A 17,695-nucleotide genomic window follows, 5' to 3' on the forward strand; every position below is an offset into this window, starting at 1 on the left:
CCGTGGGCCATTGGGGTAGGCGCACAGTCTAGGGAGGGGTCAGGGTGAGCACCGGCCATGTGCTTCTGAATTTCGGACAAACCGTTCGCCTGCCGATTCACTGCAGGAGCGAGCTTGCTCGCGAGCATCGCAAGAACACCGCTGGGTGTCAGGCTGCCAGCGTCATCGTTGACGACCCTCGCGAGCGCGCTCGCGCCGACAGGGCATCAGGGTATCGGCGCGGTCAGGATTGGTTCGCCGCAAACTGCGAAGGCGCGACGCCCAGTTCGCGGCGGAACATGTCGCTGAAGCTGCTGGGCGAATAACCCAGTTCCCGGGCGATGGTGCTGACGGCCACGCCCTGGATCAGCTCGGCTGCCGCGATGGCCAGTTGCACCTGACGACGCCACTCGGCGAAGCCCATGCCCAGGCCGTCCTTGAACAGCCGCGCCAGGGTGCGCACGCTGGCGCCGGCGTTTTCGGCGTGCTGTTCGAAGGGGATGTCCAGCGACGGTGCGGCCATGACGGCCTGGCACAGGTTCATCAGGCGCCGGTCGGAGTCGTCGGGCAAGGGGATTTTCAACCGCGAACGCCTGGCTCGTTGCAGTTCAAGCAGCGCCAGGCCGACCAGCGCCTCGTAATACTCCGGTGCACCGTCATCCCCCTGTTCCACCAGCCCGACAATCAGCTCGCGCAGCAGGCCGCCGACCTCGATCACCTGGACCGTGGCATCCAGGGTTGCCGCCAATGCCGGGCGCAGGTAGATGTTGCGCATCTGCAGGTCCGACACCACACGTATCCCATGAGGCACACCGGGAGGCAGCCACACGGCCCGTTGCGGCGGCACCACCAGGGCTTCGTGCGGGGTTTCGACCCACATCACCCCGCTCATCGCATACAGCAACTGGCCCCAGGCATGCTCGTGCGGCTCGATGTACAAGCCGCGCGGATAGGTGCGTGCCAGCGGTTGCACGGGCACATCGGTGTCGCTCAGGTCAGGGGGGGCGGCAAGGGCCATGGGCAGCAATCATTGGGCTTTCTGAAGCCTGCATGGTAACCAGCCGCACGCCCCGTCGCCACTCGCAGCCACCGTCTGACAATCCGACTGAATTTTCCGCGACCCGCACGATCCTTCTATTACTACAGGGAGGAATACGGGTTTTATGAACAACGCAAAACTTTTCGTGATTGAGTACACCCTTCATGGCGCCCCCAAGTCGTTCATTATCCGCCTGGACAAGATGGATAATGCCGAGGCCTGGCACTGGGCGAGCTGCGACGCCGGCGTGGGTCGGATTCCACGCTTTGGCCGGGAGAAGGTGCAAAAGACCAGCAAGCCGATGGCTGAAAAGTTCGGCGTGGAGAACGTCAAGTGGCGCCCGGCGAACTGATCGATGAAAGGTGATTCGAGCGATCGGTGATCCGCGCCTGAAACGGCGAGTGGAGCCTGAACAGGCTCCACTTTTTTATGCGTGGCCGCTAGCCATGGGCGCACTTGCAGCCTTTGCTCGAGCACGCCTCACCGTGCTCGTGATGCTTGGCGCAGGCTTCGCAGCAGTAGTGCTTGCCGTGGCGGGCAATGGGATGCGCGCCCAGTTTGCAGGAACATTTGGGGCAGTCGCAGGTACTTTCGCTATCGATCATGAGTCTGACTCCGTGGTGTGGTCGTCCGGTCTCGCGAATACGATCCGTCTTCTCAGTTTAGGAGTCGCTGCACGAAGCGGAGTTCAAGCGGTGCGGGTACTGCTGCGGTACATGAACACCAGCGCCAGTCCCAGCAACACCATCGCCAGGATCCGACTGCCCGACAGCTCGATCGACGGGTTGCCCAGCCAGCCGAAGTTGTCGATCAGCATGCCCATGCCCAGTTGCCCGACGATCACCGCCACCGTCGCCACGGCCGTACCGACCCGCGGCACCGCACCGACCATGACCATCATGTACACCACCCCGAACAACGCGCCGCTGAGTTGCCATTTCGGCACGTCGAGCAGGGTCACGGCATGGGCCGGTTCGAAGAACAGGATAAGCAACCCGGTGCTCACCGCGCCCACCACGAAGGTCAGCAGACTGCTGCGCAAAACACCGACGGTCTCGCCCAGGCGCCCGTTGATTGCGGCCTGCACGCTCAGCACCGCACCGGCGGCCACGACCACCACCAACAACATAATCAGATTCATCATCAACCCCGAGCGATCAGAACAAGTGCCGCGACAATCAACAGCAACGCCAGCCAGCGCTCACCGTTGACTTTCTTGCGGGTGGCGCCGAACCAGCCGAAATGGTCGATCAGCACGCTTTTGCCCACCTGGCCGGACAGGATCGCGATCATCGTCATGGCAATGCCGATGTGCGGCGTGGCCAGGGTCAGCACCACCACGTACATCGGTCCCAGGAAACCGCCGATCAACTGCCAGCGCGGCAGGTCGCCGAGGGCCGGCCCCTTTTGCGGGCCACTGAACAACAGCAACAGGAACAGAATCGCCGAGCCGACACCGAAGATGCTCAGGGTCGCCCACAGGTGACCGACCTGCCCGCCCAGCGGCCCGAGCAACCCGGCCTCCACGGACAGGCCCATACCGGCGAGGATGACCAGGGGCAACAGCAACAGGCGCAGCCCGGGTTTGGTTTTGGACGTCGTGACGACGCTGACGTCGTCGATTGAAGAAGATTGCATTTGCAAGGCACCTACCGTTGAAACAACGAAAACCCTGTGGGAGCGAGCCTGCTCGCGATAGCGGTGGGTCAGTCGATATCAATTCACCTGACAGACCGCTATCGCGAGCAGGCTCGCTCCCACAGGTTGTGCGCCATTATCCTGTGGTGTCGCTTTGCAATAAATGGGAGCATCCTGACAACACTTTTGCGCAACTCGCACAGCAGGATGAATCCATGCACGGCCTCAACGAACTGGGCTTCAAAGCCCTTCGACTGTTTGTCGCGGTACTCGACCACGGCAGTTTTTCCGAAGTCGCCCGTCGCGAAGGCCTGGCGCCGTCGTCGATTTCCCGGCAGATCCAGTTGATGGAGCAGGCGCTGAGCCAGCAATTGCTCTACCGCCATACCCGCGCAGTCACGCCCACCGAAGCCGGGCGCATGCTCGGGCATCATGCGCGGCTGGTGCTGGTACAACTGGAAGAAGCCGAGCAAGCCTTGCAGGAACAGCAAAGCGAACCCACGGGACTGGTCCGGCTCAACGCGCCGGTGGTGTTCGGGCAACGCCACCTGACTCCCTGGCTCGGGCGCCTGTGCGAGCGCTATCCGAAACTGCAACTGGATATCCAGCAGACCGACAGCTACATCGACCCGCTGCAGGAAGGCGCCGACCTGCTGTTCCGGATTGGCCCGCTGCACGATTCCAGCATGCAGGCTCGCATACTCGCGCCCCATCGCTTTCAGGTGGCGGCCAGCCCGGCCTACCTCGAACGCCATGGCACCCCGCAACACCCCGCCGACCTGGCGGCGCATCAATGCCTGGCCTACAAGGGCGTCACCGGCCAGCAGCGCTGGTTTTTCCGCCAGGGCCAGGGGGACTGGACGCCGTACTCGGTCAGGGGGCCGATCACCGGCAACCACGCCGACACCCTGACCCAGGCCGCCGAACAAGGCCTGGGGCTGGTGATGTTTCCGTCCTGGTTGATTGGCGAGGCGGTGCGCAACGGCACGCTGGTGCCTGTGCTGGGCAATTACCAGGTGTCCAACAGCCTGGAGCCGCAACAGATCGCCGTGCTCTGGCCAGGGAGCCGCCGGTTGTCGGTGAAGGTGCGCACGGTGATCGATTTCTTTGTCGAGTGCTTCGGGCCGGTGCCCTATTGGGAGAGGCCCTAGCTCAGGCACCCCATCCAAGGTGGGAGCGACGGTGCGACGACTCGCCTTGCTCGCTCCCACACAGGTCGCTTAGATGCGGAACTGCCCCACCAGGCTGCCCAGGCGCTGACCGAGGTCCGCCAGACTGCGGGACGTCTGCGCACCGAGCTGGGTTTCACCGGCGACGTTATCCACGGCCTCGGCGATCTGATGCACGCTGCGGTTGATCTCTTCGGCCACGGCGGTCTGCTCTTCGGCGGCGCTGGCGATCTGCGCGTTCATCGAGTTGATGGTGGCGATCAGTTGCGCCATGGTGTCCAGCGACGCCCCGGCTTCATTGGCCTGGGCCGAGGTGCCGTCGCCGGCCTCGCTGGAACGGCGCATCGCCTCCACCGCCGACTGGGTGCCGGCCTGCAAGCGGTCGATCATGCCCTGGATTTCCTGGGTACTGATCTGCGTGCGACTGGCCAGCGCACGGACCTCATCGGCCACCACCGCAAAACCACGCCCGGCTTCACCGGCACGGGCCGCTTCGATGGCGGCGTTGAGCGCCAGCAGGTTGGTCTGTTCGGCAATCGAACGAATCACCCCGAGCACACTGACAATCGATGCCACGTCCTTCTGCAGGCTGTCGAGGGACACCCCGCTGCTGCGGATGTCGTCGACCAGCGCATGGATCTTCACGATGCTGCCGGCCACCACGCGCTTGGCGGCCTGGCCTTCCTCGTCGGTCTGCTGGGCGGCGACGGCGGCGTTCTGCGCGCTCTTGGCCACTTCCTGGGCAGCCGCCGACATCTCATTGATCGCCGTGGCGACCTGATCGGTCTCGTGGCGCTGACGCTCCATCGCCTGATCCGAGCGATGGGCCTGGTCCGAGACCTGATGCACCAGCCCGGTCAGTTGCGACGTCATTTCGGTGATCTGGCGCACCAGGCCGTGGATCTTGTCGACGAAACGGTTGAACGAACCGGCGAGTTCGCCCAGTTCATCCTGGCTGGTGATGGTCAGGCGTCGGGTCAGGTCGCCCTCGCCGGCTGCGATGTCATCGAGGTTGGCTTTCATCAGGTGCAACGGCCGCAGGATGGTGTTGGCCAGCAGCATGCCCGCGGCGGCAATCACCAGCAGTACCACGGCGGCGATGCCGATGATGCTCAGCAATACGCCCTCCATGCGTTCCTTGACCTTGGCTTCGACCACCGCCACCTGCGCCTCGATACCGTCGAGGTTGACCGAGGTGCCGACCGCCATGTCCCATTTGGCCAGGTACTCGGTGTAGCCGAGTTTGGGCACCAGCACCGCATTGTTGCTGGGCAGTGGCGAGCTGTATTGCAGGTAGTGGGTGCCGTCCTTGGCGACCTGCACCAGGTCGCGGTTGACGTAGACGCCGTTCGGATCACGGTTGTCCTTGAAGCTCTTGCCCACGCCTTCGGGGCTGTTGGCCTTGAACAGGCGCACGGTGTTGGAGTCGTAGCCGAAGAAGTAGCCTTCCTTGTCGTAACTGATGTTCGACAGCAGCTTGATCACTTGCGCCCGCGCCGCGTCATCGCCTGGCGCGGCGGCGTCGTAGAGCGGCTTGATCGCCGTCATGGCCACGGCCACGTAGCTTTTCAGCGTGTCCTTGGCATTACTGAGCAAGCGTTCGCGCGTCTCCTCGACTTCCTTGCGCGCCTGTTCCTGCAGCACGAAAAACGTGGTAAGGCTGATGACCAGCGCAAAGAGCAACACCGGGAGAACGGCAAGGGACAGGACTTTAGCCTTCAGGCTCATGCGCATGACGGATCACTCTTTTGAATTTATTGGCGTGGTCAAAGGGTATAACGGCACGCCGGGTCAAAAGTTGAGTCAGGTCATGACTGTGAAGATCAGCGCCCCCCCTGTAGGAGCGAGCTTGCTCGCGAAGGTGGTCAACGATAACGCTGGACATCTGATACCCAGCGGTGGTCTTGCGTCCTTCGCGAGCAAGCTCGCTCCTACAGAAGAGTGGCGCGCTGGTCAGAGGACCATCGCGGCCACCCAGCCGAATGCCAGCAGCGGCAGGTTGTAATGCAGGAAGGTCGGGACCACGGTGTCCCAGATGTGGTGGTGCTGACCATCGATGTTCAGGCCGGAAGTCGGACCCAGCGTCGAGTCCGAAGCGGGTGAACCGGCGTCGCCCAAGGCTCCGGCGGTGCCGACGATGCACACGATGGCGATCGGGCTGAACCCCAGTTGCACGCACAGCGGCACGAAGATCGCGGCGAGGATGGGCACGGTGGAGAACGACGAACCGATGCCCATGGTCACCAGCAGGCCGACCAGCAACATCAACAACGCGCCGACGCCCTGGCTGTGCCCGATCCACGCCGCCGACGCTTCGACCAGCGTCTGCACCTGGCCGGTGGCTTTCATCACCTCGGCGAAACCCGAGGCGGCGATCATGATGAAACCGATCATCGCCATCATCTTCATGCCTTCGGTGAACAGATCGTCGGTCTCGCGCCACTTGACGATGCCCGACACCGAGAAGATCAGGAACCCCACCAGCGCGCCGATGATCATCGAGTCCAGCAACAGCTGGATGATGAAGGCCGCCGCGATGGCCACGCCGGCCACCATCAGGCTCAACGGGTTGTACGTGACCGCGACCTGCTCGACCTGTTCGATCCTGGCCAGATCGTAGACGCGTTTCTTGCGGTAACTGATAAAGGCGACCGCCAACCCCACCAGCATGCCCAGCGCCGGAATGCCCATGGCATGGGTGACGTTGATGCCGCTGATGTCCACGCCGCTGCGGGCCACGTTGGCCAGGAGGATTTCATTGAGAAAAATGTTGCCGAAACCCACCGGCAGGAACATGTACGGGGTGATCAGGCCGAACGTCATGACGCAGGCGATCAACCGGCGATCGAGTTGCAGCTTGGTCAGCACATACAACAGCGGCGGGACCAGCAACGGAATAAAAGCGATATGTATCGGCAGAATGTTCTGTGAAGCGATGGCCACCCCCCACAGCAAACCGATCAACAGCCATTTGACCTGGCGACCGCCCGTAGCGTGTTGTCGATCGACCATGGCCAGGGCCTTGTCCGCCAGCGCATGGGCCAGGCCGGATTTGGCAATCGCCACCGCGAAAGCGCCGAGCAAGGCGTAGGACAGCGCCACCGTCGCCCCACCGCCCAGGCCGCTGTTGAACGCCTTGAGAGTGGCGTCGATGCCCAGGCCGCCGCTCAGGCCACCGACCAGTGCGCCGACAATCAGCGCGATCACAACGTGCACGCGGGACAGGCTGAGTATCAGCATGACGCCGACCGCGGCAATTACAGCATTAATCATCGTTACCTCAAGGCAGGCGAAAAGCGTCCGGCCGGCAGTCTGCGATGAGCGGCCAGCGGATACGGAATCGGGTTTTATCAGAGGGCGGGCACTTTGCAGCAAGCGCGCACCGGCTGCAACCCTCAAGAAAGTCGATTGTGCGCCGCTATAGTGCAAAGTCTTGGATATTTATCGAATAAGGACAGCTCCATGTCACCGCGACAACTTTCCATCCAATGGAAAATCACCCTCCTCGCCGGCCTTTGCCTGGCGGGTATCGTGACCTTGCTGGTCGGGCTTTCGCTGTATCGCATGGAGCACAGCTCCGAGCTGGTGAAAGCCTCGAGCATGGAGATGCTGACCGAAGCGGCCCAGGCCCGTATCGAATCCCAGGGCGAGGTCCAGGCGCTGAGTATTCGCCGCCAGTTCATGGATGCCTATCAGTATGGCCATGGCTTTTCACGGCAGGTGCTGTTCCTGCGCGATCAGGCGGAAAAGCGCTTCCTCGATGCCTTCGACCTGCGTGAGGACCTGACCCGCCAGGTCAAGTCGGCGCTGCAGGCCAACCCGGACCTGCTGGGCCTGTCCCTGGTGTTCGAGCCCAATGCGCTGGACGGCAAGGACGAACTGTTCGCCGAGCAAGCGGAACTGGGCAGTAACGACAAGGGCCGCTTCGCGCTGTACTGGTCGCAACCGACACCCGGCAAGTTGACCTCGATGGCGCTGCCGGAAAGCGACATCTTCGACACCCGCACCGGGCCCAGCGGCGAGCCCGCCAACACCTGGTTCACCTGCCCGCGGACCTCGCTCAAACCCTGTGTGATCGAACCTTACTTCTACAAGATCGACGGCCAGGACGTGCTGATGACCAGCATCGTGTTCCCGTTGATGCTCAACGGCAAAGTCATCGCCTCACTGTCCGTGGACCTCAACCTCAACAGCCTGCAGGCGGTCAGTCAGGACGTGAGCAAGAAACTCTATGACGGCCAGACCCGCGTCAGCATCGTCAGCCCGGCCGGCCTGCTCGCCGGCTACAGCCCGGATGCCGGCAAGCTCGGCCAGCGCCTGGAGGCCGTGGACAAGACCAATGGCACCGAACTGACCCACCTGCTGGCGGCCAGCCGCACAACCACCAGCCTGCACAGCGAACATCAGTTGAAAGTGCTGTCGCCCTTCCAGGCGATCCCCGATGGCAAGCCCTGGGGCGTGTTGCTCGATGTGCCGGAAAAAGTCCTGGTCGGCCCGGCCGAAACGCTGAAGAAACAACTGGACGACAACAACACCACAGGCAGCCTGATTGAACTGGGCCTGGGCGTCCTCGCGGCGCTGATCGGTCTGGTGCTGGTGTGGTTGATGGCACGCAGCGTGACCCGACCGATCCTGGGCGTGGCGCACATGCTCGAAGACATCGCCAGCGGCGAAGGCGACCTGACCCGTCGGCTGGCCTACGACAAGCCGGATGAACTGGGCCAGTTGGCCGGCTGGTTCAACCGTTTTCTCGACAAGCTGCAACCGATCATCGCCGACGTCAAAAGCTCGGTACAGGACGCCCGCAACACGGCGGACCAATCCTCCGCCATCGCCACGCAAACCAGCGCCGGCATGGAACAGCAATACCGCCAGGTCGACCAGGTGGCGACCGCCTCCCACGAAATGAGCGCCACCGCCCAGGACGTCGCCCGCAGCGCGGCGCAGGCGGCACAGGCGGCCAGGGAGGCAGATCAGGCGACCCGTCGCGGATTGACGGTGATCGACCAGACCACCAGCAGCATCGATCACCTGGCCGACGACATGAGCGCCGCCATGGTGCAGGTCGAAGGGCTGGCGGCCAACAGCGAGAAAATCGGGTCGGTGCTGGAAGTGATACGTGCCATCGCCGAGCAGACCAACCTGCTGGCCCTCAACGCCGCCATCGAAGCGGCCCGCGCCGGTGAAGCCGGACGCGGTTTCGCCGTGGTCGCCGACGAAGTGCGCAACCTGGCGCAACGCACCCAGGCGTCGGTTGAAGAAACCCGTCTGGTGATCGAACAGCTGCAAAGCGGCACCCGGGATGTCGTGGGGTCGATGAACAACAGCCATCGCCAGGCCCAGGGCAGCGTCGAACAAGTCAGCCACGCCGTGACGGCGTTACGCCAGATCGGCGACGCGGTCACCGTGATCAGCGACATGAACCTGCAGATTGCGAGCGCCGCCGAACAGCAAAGCGCGGTCGCGGAAGAGATCAACAGCAACGTCGCGACGATTCGCGATGTCACCGAATCGCTGTCGGGGCAGGCCAATGAATCGGCCCGGGTGAGCCAGTCGCTCAATAGCCTGGCGAACCAGCAGCAGGGGTTGATGGACCAGTTCCGCGTCTGAAGTGCAAACCCGGAACACTGAGTGAGCCTGGCGATGGCGGTGGGTCAGTCGACGAAGAGGTCGACGGTACAGGCCTCATCGCGAGCAGGCTCGCTCCCACAGGGCTGACCGGTGGAGCGCAGATCAGCGTTCAGGCAGTTCGACGACCACCTTCAACCCGCCCCACTCGCTTTCCTCCAGCCGCAACACCCCGCCCCAGGTGTCGACGATGTCGCGCACGATCCCCAGGCCCAACCCGTGGCCGTCGGTCTGTTCGTCCAAGCGGGTGCCGCGGTTGAGCACCTGGTCTCGTCGGTCCTGGGGAATGCCGGGGCCGTCGTCTTCCACGTTCAGCGCAAATCCCGCCGCCGTCTCGACCACGCTCAAGCGCACCTCGGCGTCCGCCCACTTGCAGGCGTTGTCCAACAGATTGCCCAGCAGTTCCAGCACGTCCTCGCGGTCCCACGGCAATTGCAGACCCGCCGGAGCGCGATAACTCAGTTCGAGGTGCTCGCCGTGAATCATGTTCAGCGTGGCCAGTAGCCCCGGCAGCTCCCCATCGCAATCGAACAGCGCCCCCGGCAGTGCATCGCCGGACAGACGCGCACGGTTGAGCTCGCGGCCGAGTCGCTGCTGCACCTGTTCCAGTTGCGCCGTGAGCAGTTTGCGCAGCTCGGGGTGGGCATCGAGTTTTTCGCTGGAGGCCACGCTCAGCAACACCGCCAGCGGGGTCTTCAAGGCATGGCCGAGGTTGCCCAGGGCATTGCGCGACCGCTTGAGGCTGTCTTCGGTGTGGGCGAGCAAGTGGTTGATCTGCGCCACCAGCGGTTCGAGCTCCACCGGCACCTGGTCATCCAGCTGTGAGCGCTGGCCCTGCTGCAACTGCGCGATCTGCTCGCGGGCCCGCTCCAGTGGCCGCAGTGCACGGCGCACGGTGACCCGCTGCATCAGCAGAATCACCAGCAACCCGAACACCCCCAACGCCAGCCCCACTTGCTGCACGCGCTTGAAGCTGTCGCGCACCGGGGTGTAGTCCTGGGCGACGCTGATGGAAATCGACTGGCCCAGGCGCCGATAGTCCGAGCGCAACACCAGCAGTTGTTGCCCTTCCGGCCCCAGTTGCAGGTTGCTGTGCAGGCCGGGATGGTCGAGCCTCGGCAGCTCCTGGTCCCACAAGGAGCGGGAGCGCCAATGGCTGTCGGCAAAATCGATGCGGAAGTAATGCCCGGAAAAGGGTCGCTGATAGGCCGGCGACAGCCGCCGCTCATCCAGTTGCAAGCCTTGCGGCCCGCGCACCAGGGCGACCAGCAGGTTCTCGCTGTCGTTGCGCAGTCCGGCCTCGAGGTAGCGCTGCAAGCCTATTTCGAACAGCCACAGGCTGGTTTGCGCCAGCACCAGGCCGACGATCACCATCACGCTGATCAGCCCCAGGCTCAAGCGGCGCTGGATCGACCTCACTGCGCCTGGCCGCCGAACAGATAACCCTGGCCGCGCCGGGTTTCGATCACGCTGCGCCCGAGTTTGCGCCGCAAGTGGTTGACGTGGACTTCCAGCACGTTGGAGTCGCGCTCGGTTTCACCGTCATACAGGTGTTCGGCGAGGTGGCTCTTGGAAAGGATCTGCTCGGGGTGCAGCATGAAATAGCGCAGCAGGCGAAATTCCGCCGCCGTCAGTTGAATGTCGGCGCCGTCGCGGGTCACGCATTGGCGGCCTTCGTCCAGGTGCAGGCCCGCCGACTGCAACGTCGGTTGATTGACCTGGCCATGGGAGCGACGCAACAGCGCCTGGATGCGCAGGTGCAGCTCCTCGGGGTGAAAGGGCTTGCTCAGGTAATCGTCGGCACCGGCCTTGAGGCCTTCGATCCGCTCGGCCCAGGAACCGCGTGCCGTCAGGATCAACACTGGCGTGGCCAACCCGCCCGCGCGCCATTGCGTCAGCACCTCGAGCCCCGGCACACCCGGCAGGCCGAGGTCGAGGATGATCAGATCATAGGGTTCGCTGCTGCCCTGATACACCGCGTCGCGACCGTCGGCCAGCCAGTCCACGGCGTAACCCTGACGGTTGAGGCCGGCCAGCAACTCATCGGCCAGCGGCACATGGTCTTCCACCAAAAGCAAACGCATCGGTCAATCTTCCTCGTCTTTGAGTAACTGGCCCGTGCTGGCGTTGACGTCCAGCTCACGGACCACGCCTTCGGTGGTCAACAGCTCGACTTCATAAATGTAGACGTCGTGCTTCTCCTCGAGCTCGGCTTCCAGCAGTTTCGATCCGGGGTAGCGGTCCAGGGCCTGCTTCAACAATTGCTCGAGCGGCAGGATAACGCCCTGCTGGCGCAGGCGCAGGGCCTCGTCCTGGTCGAGGTCGCGGGCCAGCACCACCGAACAGAATGCCAGCAGCACCAGCGCCATGCGTGAAACCGAACACACCTTCATTACGTATCCTGATGATCCTTGAGCACCTGGCCGCTGACAGCGTCTAATTCCAGATCCCATTCAATGCCTTGCGGGTCGCGCAGCTCCACCTGATAGATGTACTTGCCGTACTCTTCTTCCAGCTCGGTTTCGGTGATGGTCGATCCGGGGTGTTTGGTCAGCGCGGTGGCGTTGAGCTTCTCGAAAGACACGATAGTACCAGCGTCGCGCAGTCGCAGGGCTTCGTCGGGGCCAAGGTCGCGGGCCTGGGCCATGCTCGCGGTCAGGCCGATGAGGGTGGCGGTCAACAGGGCAGTCAGGGTTTTCATGGGTGTCTCCGTATTTTTTTGCTGTTGCGTACGGCGCTACCTTAGCGAGGCGAACTTAATTGAAACTGAATGGCCATCATTGTCCGACGCCAACCGCTCCCACCCTGTTTTGAGTCGAATGATCACGCGCACGTTTATAATCCCCGCCTGCCCGACAGCGAGACCGGTATGACCGCCATCCACATCAAGTATCCCTCCCTGACCCTGAAGGCCGGCCCTCGTGCCTTCGCGCGCATTCGCGAGAACGGTTTGAACGCTGTCGACGTTGGCACGCTGCCCGGCGCTGCCGGTGGGCCCAAGGCGCTGGGAATTCAGGGGCTGGACCTGGCGCTGTTCGGTGAATGGCTGCCCGCCGCGCCCCGTGAACGTTCGCTGATCGGCGCCTCGGTGGGCTCCTGGCGTTTCGCCAGCGCCTGCCTGCCGGACGCCGCCGAAGGCCTGCGCCGCCTCGGGCATCTGTACACTGAGCAGCATTTCGCCAAGGGCGTGACCATGGCGCAGATCAGCGAAAGCTCCCGACGCATGCTCGACGACCTGCTGGACGGTCGTGACGCCACGATCCTCGACAATGCCCATTACCGCCTGAACATCATGGTCGTCAAAAGCCACGGCCTACTCGCCGACGATCACCGTGGGCGCCTTGGCCTGGGCCTCTCTTCGGTGATCGCCGACAACCTGCGCGGCCGGGCACGGTTGTCGCGGCACTTCGAGCGGCTGATCATCCACGACCCACGCCTGGCACCGCCGGTCAATGCATTGAACGATTTCCCGTCGCGCTTTATCGTCCTGAATGCCGCAAACCTGCGCCAGGCGCTGCTGGCATCGGGCTCGATCCCGATGGTGATGCAAGGCGTACGCGACTTGCCAGGCGCCGGCGCCGGAACCTTCCGCGACGGCGGCCTGCTGGACTATCACCTCGACCTGCCCTACAGCGGTGATGACATCGTGCTTTACCCGCACTTCACCGACCGGATCATCCCCGGCTGGTTCGACAAGACCCTGCCCTGGCGCCGCGCCTGCCCGGCGCGTCTGCAAAACGCCCTGTTGCTGGCGCCGTCCAGGGACTACCTGGCCCGCCTGCCCTACGGCAAACTGCCGGACCGCAACGACTTCAAACGCTTCATGGGCGATGCGCCGAGCCGGCGCAAATACTGGCGCACGGCGATGGATGAGAGCCGGCGCATGGGCGACGAATTCCTCGAGCTGGCGGCCAATGGTCGCCTTGGCGAACGCTTGCTGACCCTTTAGTCAGGATAAGCTGGTAAACTCGCCGCCTGCCCCTATCGCCGCGGCGATCGCCACCTGACAGAGCTGAAAACACCTGTGGAAATCTTCAAAGAATTTACCTTCGAATCCGCCCACCGCCTGCCCCACGTCCCGGACGGCCACAAGTGCGGGCGCCTGCACGGTCATTCGTTCAAGGTGGCGATTCACCTGAGCGGCGACCTCGATCCGCACACCGGCTGGATCCGTGATTTTTCCGAGATCAAGGCGATCTTCAAGCCGCTGTACGAGCGCCTGGACCACAACTATCTGAACGACATTCCCGGCCTGGAGAATCCGACCAGTGAAGTGCTGGCCAAGTGGATCTGGGGCGAGCTGAAGCCGTTGTTGCCGGAGCTGAGTGCGATACGGATTCATGAGACGTGTACGAGCGGCTGCATTTACCGCGGCGAGTAATGCGAACTCAAAAGCAGTTCGCGTCAGTTATATTGAGTATTCATATGGCGACGCCGAGCTTGCTCTGAGCTGAGCTGAGCTGAGTTTGGCCAAACGAACCTTTGATTACAGCCATTTGTTTTTCCGAGTACACCGGAAAAGATAATCCACAGTAATCCGCTATCTCACGGTCGGATGTTTCATTCTTACGTGTTTATGCATATTGGAATTGATGGAAAACCTCATCTCGCAATGTGGACATGAATATCTCCCCACTGCTTCATGCGTTTGCTTGTGTAATGCCAACCCTCTCATCTGAGCGAAAGCCTTACCACAAACATCACATACGAAGCTCTTCTCAGTAGTGTGTGTAAGCATATGTCTGGAGATGGCATTATTGTCAGACCCTCTAATTCCACACGTTGGGCAGACGAAAGACTTTGCGCGCTTTACACCCGAATGAGCACGTATATGCCTGTTTAGATTAGACTTTTGTGAAAATTCTGCAGAGCAAACATCGCATTTGAAAGGCTTCTCTTCAGTGTGAGATCTGATGTGAACTCTGAGCTTGTAAGGCGTGGAAAAAACTTTATTGCAAGTGGGGCATGCAGGTCGAGACGGTGCAGCAGCGTACGCTGACGAAGGACCGGCAACCGGAGACGCTGGGGCGGGGCCTGGCGAACTGGCGACGGTTGAGAGGGGGGCCAACCTGATTTCATCCAAGCCCGAAGGTTGGTCCTGATCCCCCACCAACCCCGCGAAAGAAAGCAAACCGTCGATAGAACCGATTGAACTCACAGAAGCCTGGGAGTCGATATCTCCCTCAATCAGCACATCAGGTAGCTCAACCCGTACAGCGGACGGAGCGGGGACTGGTGGAAGAAAGGCCTCCGGCCCTAACTCAATTGCTTGCGAGCGTTCCTCGCGCAGTGCAGTTCTCGAGCGTTTTTCTCCCCCCTTGTCAAAAAAATCCGCGAGCGTCTCTTTCATCCGCCCGTCCGCGTCCACATGGCCTACCGGCGAATTCCCCAAAAACCCATACAAATTCAACCCATCCACCTCCCCCGCCGGGTCCGGATTGATCCAGCGACTCAACCACGGCGCGTAGTAGCGAAAACCGTAGTAATACAGCCCCGTCGCATCCTTGGTTTTGCCCGAGTAACGAATGGTTTTGTAAGCGCCAGTCTGATCGCGATGATCCTCCCAAGCGGTGCCGCCAAACGGATAATAGGCTTCGCGGCTTTGCACGTTGGCCTGTTCGTCCAGTTCAAGCGTAACCGAGCCCAAATGGTCCGTGAATTGATAACGCAAGGGGTGTTCCGGGGCGCCAGGCCCGTGGAACCAGGTGACCCGGTTACGTCCGGCTTCGAGGTCGAGCATTTCGTATCGCTGGCCGGTCGGACGGCGGTGCAGCTCCAGGCCAGGCAGGTATCGAACTTCGGCGATCACCGTGGTGGCATGCGTCAGCGTTGTACGTACCTTGCGCGAGCGCTTGCCACCGCCGCCGTAGATGAAGCGCTCGGTGTCATCGGCTTCATTGTCCCGCACCACTGGCGACACGCTGGAAAGCTGATTGCGCAGATCCCAGGTCATGGATTGACCGGGTTGCAGGCATTGCAGGTTGCCGTTGGCGTCGAAATGACTGGAAAAATCCGCTGGTTGATCGTCTTCGATCAGGCTGCGGTTGCTGTCGGGTGCCACGGTCCAGCGGCGGGTGAACGACTGGGCACCGAGGTGACGCAGCTCGGTCATATTGCCGCCAGCGTCGTATTCGTATTCTTCTCGATAATTGAGCACCGCGCCGGCACTGGCCGCCTCCCAGCCCGTGGCGTTGATGAGCTGCCCTATGGTGTCGTAGCTGTAGGTGCGCAGTGGATCGATGCGTTGATTCTTGAAGTAACGAATCGGCAGTGCTTGATCGTCGATCTGCACAATGTTGCCAACCGGATTGACGCTGTAACGTAAATCCTGCAAGGGCTCGGCGTTTGGCAAGCCCGCGTTCAAGCGCTCCAACCGGCCATCACTCAATGCGTATTCCGCCTGAGTGATTACACCGTTGCCGGCAGTTTCACGCTCGACTTTGCCGCTGGGGTTGTAGCGAATGTCCCGCACCAGGCAGCGCTCAGTAGCCCCCATCGGTTTCAGCCAACCCTGAGTCAGTTGCCCGGCAACGGAATAACCGAATTGACGGCGATGCCCCCTGGCGTCAGTGAGGCTCAGTAAATCGCCAAGCGGCGAGTACGCCCATCGACTGGCCAAACCGGGTTCGGCTTCCAGCCAGTCATCCCGTGCGGCCGGGTCCAGCGGCCAGTCGGGCGGATCGAGACTTTTCAGGAAGTGGCTGATTTCAGATCGCGCCAGCCCGAGCAGATCGTACTCGGTCATGTACCGGGTCCCCGCCGGGTCGTCGTGGCGGATCAGTCGACCGCATTGGTTGCCGGCGCTCATCTCGACGGTCCCATACTCAAAGCGCTCCACCACCCGCGCCGCTTCCGCTTTCACCTGCTCCGTGACAGCCTGCACGCGCAAGGAGCTGTCGTACTCGATCTCCGCCCGACTGCCCCGGCCATCCCACCTCGCCCGAACGTCATCCGCCTGCCCGAACAGCAACAGATGCCAACCGGCATCGACACTGTCATTGCCCGACACCTTGCCGGACAAACTGAAACACTGGCTCAAGGCTGGCGCAGGCAACCGCGCATCCCACTGCTCGACTGGCCTGGCCACGGCGTCGAACACCTGACGCGTCAGCCTGGCCGCAGGCGCCTGCCCAACCTCCCCGCGCCAATACGCTACCCTGCGCACAGCCAGACCTCGCGGATCGATGACCGCCAGCGTAGGCGTTGCGTGATGCAGACCGAAGGTGTCCATGAATGCTGAATAGCATCCACTCCTGATCAACGTCTACTGTCACAAATAACAGGCATTCATCCTGTTGATCCAAAGCATCAAAAAAACTCGCGCAAAGGTATTTTCCCAAGGCCTATGCTTCTGCGTTTACACCCGCCAAAGGACGCGACCATGACTGACTGGCCACTGCCTCAGACCTATCGTTTCAACGGACATTGCGTTCGCTATGCGGTACGGGGCGACGGCCCGCCGCTGGTGTTCGTGCATGGCACACCCTTTTCTTCGTTCGTCTGGCACCGGATTGCACCCCACTTCATCACCTCGCATCGGGTGCATTACTTCGACCTGCTCGGTTACGGGCTGTCCGACAAACCGGTGGGCGATGTTTCCCTGGGTGTGCAAAACGAGTTGTTGGCGCAGTTGCTGGAGCATTGGGGCCTGGCGTGCCCGGACGTGGTGGCCCACGATTTCGGCGGGGCCACGGTGCTGCGCACGCATTTGCTCAACGGCAAGGATTACCGCAGCCTGACGCTGATCGATCCGGTGGCGTTGTCGCCCTGGGGATCGCCGTTCGTGCAGCATGTGCGCCAGCACGAAACGGCGTTCAGCGGTGTGCCCGATTACATTCAACGGGCGATCGTGCCGGCCTATGTCCGCGGGGCGATCAAGCGCGATATCGCCGATGAGGAACTCGCGCCGTACGTGCAGCCTTGGCTGGGTGATCAGGGACAGGCAGCGTTCTATCGGCAAATTGCCCAGATGGATCAGCGGTATACCGACGAAGTTGAAACGCTGTACCCAGGCATTCGCTGCCCGGTGCAGATTCTCTGGGGCGAGGACGACCAGTGGATTCCCATCGAACGAGGCCGCGCGCTCCAGCAGATGATTCCCGGGGCGCAGTTTCTGCCCGTCCCCCATGCCGGGCATCTGGTACAGGAGGATGCGCCCGAAGCGGTTGTCGCGGCGTTGATGCGGTTTTTACCCTCGTCCACTTCTTTCTGAAGAGGCCATTCCCCTGTGGGAGCAGGCTCG

At 62.3% G+C, this 17,695-nt stretch carries 16 protein-coding genes and 3 pseudogenes; 7 read left to right on the top strand and 12 right to left on the bottom strand.

Annotation, left to right across the window (positions count from 1 at the left end; translation table 11 throughout):
- Positions 1 to 223: 223 nt before the first annotated feature.
- Positions 224 to 997: an AraC family transcriptional regulator gene (locus tag IB249_RS11610; protein ID WP_192304658.1), complete on the bottom strand. Its 774-nt coding sequence runs from the start codon at positions 995 to 997 to the stop codon at positions 224 to 226.
- Between the two features lie 145 nt (positions 998 to 1,142).
- Here IB249_RS11610 and IB249_RS11615 point away from each other — a divergent pair, with 145 nt between their 5' ends.
- Positions 1,143 to 1,370, top strand: coding sequence for a DUF6555 family protein (locus tag IB249_RS11615; protein ID WP_008152143.1), 228 nt, complete (start codon positions 1,143 to 1,145; stop codon positions 1,368 to 1,370).
- Between the two features lie 88 nt (positions 1,371 to 1,458).
- Here the strand turns inward: IB249_RS11615 and IB249_RS11620 are convergent, their stop codons facing one another.
- The 3 genes from IB249_RS11620 to IB249_RS11630 form a co-directional block, all read right to left on the bottom strand.
- Positions 1,459 to 1,623 (bottom strand): metallothionein, encoded by a 165-nt coding sequence (locus IB249_RS11620; protein WP_192304660.1) that lies wholly within the window; start codon positions 1,621 to 1,623, stop codon positions 1,459 to 1,461.
- Positions 1,624 to 1,706: 83 nt separating this feature from the next.
- Positions 1,707 to 2,159 carry a DMT family transporter gene (locus IB249_RS11625; RefSeq protein WP_192304662.1) on the bottom strand — a complete coding sequence of 151 codons (453 nt, stop codon included), beginning with the start codon at positions 2,157 to 2,159 and terminating at the stop codon, positions 1,707 to 1,709.
- Positions 2,160 to 2,161: 2 nt separating this feature from the next.
- Complete coding sequence (locus IB249_RS11630) at positions 2,162 to 2,656, bottom strand: DMT family transporter (protein WP_192304664.1); 495 nt, start codon at positions 2,654 to 2,656, stop codon at positions 2,162 to 2,164.
- Between the two features lie 215 nt (positions 2,657 to 2,871).
- Here IB249_RS11630 and IB249_RS11635 point away from each other — a divergent pair, with 215 nt between their 5' ends.
- On the top strand, positions 2,872 to 3,807 hold the full coding sequence (locus tag IB249_RS11635; protein ID WP_192304665.1) for a LysR family transcriptional regulator: 936 nt from the start codon (positions 2,872 to 2,874) through the stop codon (positions 3,805 to 3,807).
- Between the two features lie 69 nt (positions 3,808 to 3,876).
- Here IB249_RS11635 and IB249_RS30115 read toward each other — a convergent pair whose 3' ends face one another.
- The 3 genes and pseudogenes from IB249_RS30115 to IB249_RS11645 form a co-directional block, all read right to left on the bottom strand.
- Entirely contained in the window at positions 3,877 to 4,698 is an 822-nt protein-coding gene (locus tag IB249_RS30115; RefSeq protein WP_371051185.1) for a methyl-accepting chemotaxis protein, read from the bottom strand.
- 84 nt (positions 4,699 to 4,782) lie between these two features.
- Positions 4,783 to 5,559 (bottom strand): annotated as a pseudogene (locus tag IB249_RS30120) (cache domain-containing protein); the annotation flags it as partial.
- A 219-nt stretch (positions 5,560 to 5,778) separates the two neighbouring features.
- Positions 5,779 to 7,095, bottom strand: coding sequence for a Na+/H+ antiporter family protein (locus IB249_RS11645; protein WP_192304890.1), 1,317 nt, complete (start codon positions 7,093 to 7,095; stop codon positions 5,779 to 5,781).
- A 411-nt stretch (positions 7,096 to 7,506) separates the two neighbouring features.
- Between IB249_RS11645 and IB249_RS30125 the strand changes: the two are divergent.
- Together IB249_RS30125 and IB249_RS29765 are read left to right on the top strand one after the other, a co-directional pair.
- Positions 7,507 to 8,577: pseudogene (locus tag IB249_RS30125) on the top strand (HAMP domain-containing protein); the annotation flags it as partial.
- A 270-nt stretch (positions 8,578 to 8,847) separates the two neighbouring features.
- Positions 8,848 to 9,435, top strand: a pseudogene (locus tag IB249_RS29765) (methyl-accepting chemotaxis protein); the annotation flags it as partial.
- 123 nt (positions 9,436 to 9,558) lie between these two features.
- Here the strand turns inward: IB249_RS29765 and IB249_RS11655 are convergent.
- Genes IB249_RS11655 through IB249_RS11670 form a run of 4 tightly spaced genes read right to left on the bottom strand, consistent with a single transcriptional unit; the run spans position 9,559 to position 12,154 of the window.
- On the bottom strand, positions 9,559 to 10,872 hold the full coding sequence (locus tag IB249_RS11655; protein ID WP_192304671.1) for an ATP-binding protein: 1,314 nt from the start codon (positions 10,870 to 10,872) through the stop codon (positions 9,559 to 9,561).
- Positions 10,869 to 11,537 (bottom strand): response regulator transcription factor, encoded by a 669-nt coding sequence (locus tag IB249_RS11660; protein WP_192304673.1) that lies wholly within the window; start codon positions 11,535 to 11,537, stop codon positions 10,869 to 10,871. Before IB249_RS11660 ends, IB249_RS11655 begins: the two co-directional genes overlap by 4 nt.
- A gap of 3 nt (positions 11,538 to 11,540) precedes the next feature.
- Positions 11,541 to 11,846 carry a PepSY domain-containing protein gene (locus IB249_RS11665; protein WP_192304675.1) on the bottom strand — a complete coding sequence of 102 codons (306 nt, stop codon included), beginning with the start codon at positions 11,844 to 11,846 and terminating at the stop codon, positions 11,541 to 11,543.
- Entirely contained in the window at positions 11,846 to 12,154 is a 309-nt protein-coding gene (locus IB249_RS11670; protein ID WP_192304677.1) for a PepSY domain-containing protein, read from the bottom strand. Before IB249_RS11670 ends, IB249_RS11665 begins: the two co-directional genes overlap by 1 nt.
- A gap of 168 nt (positions 12,155 to 12,322) precedes the next feature.
- Here IB249_RS11670 and IB249_RS11675 point away from each other — a divergent pair, with 168 nt between their 5' ends.
- Entirely contained in the window at positions 12,323 to 13,402 is a 1,080-nt protein-coding gene (locus IB249_RS11675; protein ID WP_192304679.1) for a patatin-like phospholipase family protein, read from the top strand.
- 75 nt (positions 13,403 to 13,477) lie between these two features.
- Complete coding sequence (queD, locus tag IB249_RS11680; protein ID WP_028621713.1) at positions 13,478 to 13,834, top strand: 6-carboxytetrahydropterin synthase QueD; 357 nt, start codon at positions 13,478 to 13,480, stop codon at positions 13,832 to 13,834.
- Positions 13,835 to 13,993: 159 nt separating this feature from the next.
- Here queD and IB249_RS11685 read toward each other — a convergent pair whose 3' ends face one another.
- A complete protein-coding gene (locus IB249_RS11685) occupies positions 13,994 to 16,684 on the bottom strand; it encodes a C2H2-type zinc finger protein (protein ID WP_192304681.1) in 2,691 nt (896 codons plus the stop codon).
- Between the two features lie 150 nt (positions 16,685 to 16,834).
- On the opposite strand from IB249_RS11685, the gene IB249_RS11690 reads away from it, so the two are divergent.
- A complete protein-coding gene (locus IB249_RS11690; RefSeq protein ID WP_192304683.1) occupies positions 16,835 to 17,665 on the top strand; it encodes an alpha/beta fold hydrolase in 831 nt (276 codons plus the stop codon).
- Positions 17,666 to 17,695: the final 30 nt, after the last annotated feature.

The sequence above is a fragment of the Pseudomonas sp. PDM04 genome, from assembly GCF_014851765.1.
In the GTDB taxonomy this organism is placed as follows: domain Bacteria; phylum Pseudomonadota; class Gammaproteobacteria; order Pseudomonadales; family Pseudomonadaceae; genus Aquipseudomonas.